Annotated in this window: 2 protein-coding genes, 1 other RNA gene and 1 pseudogene; all 4 read left to right on the top strand. The window is 69.2% G+C overall.

Annotated elements, in window-relative coordinates; translation table 11 throughout:
* Positions 1-534, top strand: a pseudogene (locus VB080_RS09790) (Tat pathway signal sequence); the annotation flags it as partial.
* A gap of 40 nt (positions 535-574) precedes the next feature.
* Complete coding sequence (locus tag VB080_RS09785) at positions 575-1,468, top strand: N-acetylmuramoyl-L-alanine amidase (RefSeq protein WP_323418256.1); 894 nt, start codon at positions 575-577, stop codon at positions 1,466-1,468.
* Between the two features lie 266 nt (positions 1,469-1,734).
* Positions 1,735-1,832: signal recognition particle sRNA small type (gene ffs, locus VB080_RS09780), an RNA gene on the top strand.
* Positions 1,833-2,220: 388 nt separating this feature from the next.
* Positions 2,221-3,571 (top strand): DNA polymerase III subunit gamma and tau (locus tag VB080_RS09775; protein ID WP_416339632.1); only part of this gene is annotated, 1,351 nt, incomplete at its 3' end.

Below are 3,571 nucleotides of genomic sequence, written 5' to 3'. Positions count from 1 at the left end.
CAGCCCACCGTCCACTCGCCCTACGACTGTCCAGGCTATGAACCTCCGGACGATCTCGACAAGCCGACCGCCGAAATGCTCGCCCGCCACCTGATCGTCAGGCTGCAGCTGCCCACTCCCACCCCACAGTTCGGACCCGACCCCAACGCCAACGAGTGGCACATGGCAGTGGTCGGCTACCCGCTGTGGCTGTGGACGGACGGCCCCGACACCGTCAGCGCCTCCGAGTCCGCCTACGGCTACACCTTCACGCTGCGGGCGCGGTACCGCTCGACCACCTTCACCATGGGCGACGGACGCACCACCAGCTGCACGCGCACGACCGCCTACCGCGAGTCCGTCAAACCGGGCACGAAGTCCCCGACCTGCGGCTACACCTACACCAAGCCGTCCAAGGGTTCCTACACCGTCACGGCCACCACCCACTGGGACGTTCACTGGAGCGTCGCCGGGTTCTCCGGCACTCTTCCGGGTACCCACTCGGCCACCCGCAGTCTCCCGGTCGGCGAACTACAGGCTCTTGTCGTCGGCTGAACCCCGGCACAGCGCGGCCCGAAAGGCCTACAGTCGTGCCGTGCGTGGTTGGCTGAAACTGGTGTGCGTGCCCGTCGCCCTGCTGGTGGGCGGCTGCAGCGCGGGCACCCCGTCCGACACCGTGACCGGGCAGTTGTCGCAGACCTCGACGGCATCCGCCAGCGCGCAGCCGGTCAGGTCGTCCTCCCCCCGTGCCTCCGCCACTCCGACCGCGTCCGGCCAGGTCGGGTTCAGCCCGTCCCCGGAGCCCACGGCGCTGACGTCAGTCTCCCAACCACTGAAGGGAAAGCTGATCGTCGTCGATCCGGGACACAACGGGAAATACTCCAGGTCCTTCAACACGAAGAAGGTCCCGGCAGGCAACGGCAAACGCAAGGCCTGCAATTCCTCGGGCACGGCAGGCAAAGGGCTGTCCGAACATGCCTACACCTGGGCGCAGGCGAAACTGCTCCGAACCGAACTCAAGAAGCTCGGTGCCACCGTGGTGCTGACCCGCGAGAACGATTCCGGCCTTGGCCCCTGCGTCAACAAGCGGGCGAAGGTGGCCAATGACGCCAAGGCCGACCTGCTGATCTCGCTCCACGCTGACGGCAATGTCTCCGCGAAGGCCCGGGGCTTCCACGTGATCATCTCCACCACCATGGCCGGCGGGCCGAAGCTGGAGAAGAAGTCCCGCGTGCTCGCCACCAATGTCCGCGCCGAACTGCAGCGGCGGACGGCGATGCCGCGCTCGACCTACATCGGCAAGGGCACCGCGCTCAGCCCACGCAAGGACATCGCCACCCTGAACCTGCTCACGCAGACACCGGGCGTCATGCTCGAGATCGGCAACATGCGGCACAGCAAGGATCTGGCCCTGCTGAAATCGTCGAAGTTCCGCACCCAGGTGGCCCAGGCCCTCGCTCAGGCAGCGGTCGAGACGCTCGGCAGCTGACAACGGTGCCGGACGACGGCTACCTGCCCGCTCCGTGCCAGCACGGACGCGCGCTGCTCTTGGGCGGGACCGGCAGGCTTCGTCGGCCCCGCTCCGCTCCGGCGCGGATGTGCGTCAGGCCGGCCGCAGAACTCCACCGCCAGACCCCACCGCCTGCGGGCTTCGTCGGCTCAGGTCTCCAGGTGAGGACGGCAGCACAGTTCGCGATCGTCATGGCTGAGCCAGTCGCCCGGGAGCCGAATACCGCCCGGGTCGGGTAGAGTGATGGACGGTTCCCCGCGCGGCGGTACCTCGCCCAACTCCCCCAGGGTCGGAAGACAGCAAGGGTAAGTGAGCTCTTCCGGGTGCGCGGGGGCCGCCTTGTCTCCGGAGCTTTCCGGCGCGCTGCGCAGCGAGCGCCGCAGCGGAGATCGCTGAACTGCTGTTCGCCGCCGCCAGGGGTACGCCATCGCATGATCGGCCCGGCGTCTGCCGCCACAGTGTCCTCACGGCCACAGGCCGCCGTCCCCACGACCGCCGTCCCCACGACCGCCGTTCCCACGGTCAGCGTTCCCACGACCACAGTCCCCGGCCACCGTCCAGCCTCCCGGCAGTCCCGCTCAGCACCGCCCCGCACCCTGCGGAGGGCCCCTGACGTCGTCAGTCCCGTCGAATCTGTCGCCGCCACCCCGTAAGGTTCAACCGTGGACGAACGCGACGACGACCTCTTCGAGGAGGAACCGCTCGAGCTCTACGAGCAGGAGGGCCCCAGCCTGTTCGAGGAGCCGGGCGAGCCCGAGGCGTTCGATGTCGCCGAGCCACCGTCCGGCACCCTCTCCGGCCGTTCCCAGGACGAGGTCACCGCCTCCCTGATGAACGCCGTCGATGCGCTGCGTGAGCCGAACGAGACGATCGACCGTCCCGACGCCCCGCTCGCCCTCTACCGGCGCTACCGTCCCGACACCTTTGCCGAAGTCATCGGGCAGGAGCACGTCACCGAGCCGCTGCAACGCGCGCTGCTGAACAACAAGGTCAACCACGCCTATCTCTTCTCCGGGCCGCGTGGCTGCGGCAAGACCACGTCAGCCCGCATCCTCGCCCGCTGCCTGAACTGTGCGAAGGGTCCCACCCCGGTGCCCTGCGGCGAGTGCCAGTCCTGCCGCGACCTGGCGCGCGGCGGCCCCGGCAGCATCGACGTGATCGAGATCGACGCCGCCTCCCATGGTGGGGTGGATGACGCCCGCGACCTGCGGGAGCGGGCCTTCTTCGCTCCCGTCCACAGCCGCTACAAGATCTACATCATTGACGAGGCCCACATGGTCACCCCGCAGGGCTTCAACGCGATGCTGAAGGTGGTGGAGGAGCCGCCGCCGCACGTCAAGTTCATCTTCGCCACCACCGAGCCGGAGAAGGTGATCGGGACGATCCGGTCGCGCACCCACCACTACCCGTTCCGGTTGGTACCGCCCAAGGTGCTCAGCGGCTACCTGGGCGAGGTGTGCGCGTCCGAGGGGATTGCCGTCGAGCCTGCCGTCCTGCCGCTGGTGGTGCGGGCCGGGGCGGGCTCGGTCCGTGACTCGCTGTCGGTGCTCGACCAGTTGCTCGGCGGTGCCGGGGAGGACGGGGTGAGCTACACCCAGGCGACCGCCCTGCTTGGCTACACCCCCGACGCGCTGCTCGACGAGATCGTGGACGCCTTCGCCGCCGGCGACTCTCACGGCGTCTTCGCCGCCATCGACAAGGTGATCGAGGTCGGGCAGGATCCGCGCCGGTTCGCTGAGGACCTGCTGCGCCGGCTGCGTGACCTGATCATCGTCGCCGCCGTCCCGGACGCGCTGAGTTCCGGGCTGGTGGATGTCGCCGCCGATCAGGCGGAGCGACTCAGCTCCCAGGCCAACGCTCTCGGCGCCGGCGAACTCACCCGGGCCGCAGAGGTGATCGCCGTCGGCCTCACCGAGATGCGGGGGACGACCGCTCCCCGGCTGCACCTGGAGTTGATGTGCGCCCGGGTGCTGCTGCCCGGTGCCGACGTGGACGGACGTGGCCTTCACGCTCGGCTCGACCGCCTCGAACGTCTGGTGCAGCAAGGCGTACCGGTCCCTCCGCCAGCCGAGGATGCCTCCC

This window comes from Propionicimonas sp. (assembly GCF_034927565.1).
Taxonomy (GTDB): domain Bacteria; phylum Actinomycetota; class Actinomycetes; order Propionibacteriales; family Propionibacteriaceae; genus Propionicimonas.
This window is presented reverse-complemented; position numbering and strand designations above follow the sequence as displayed.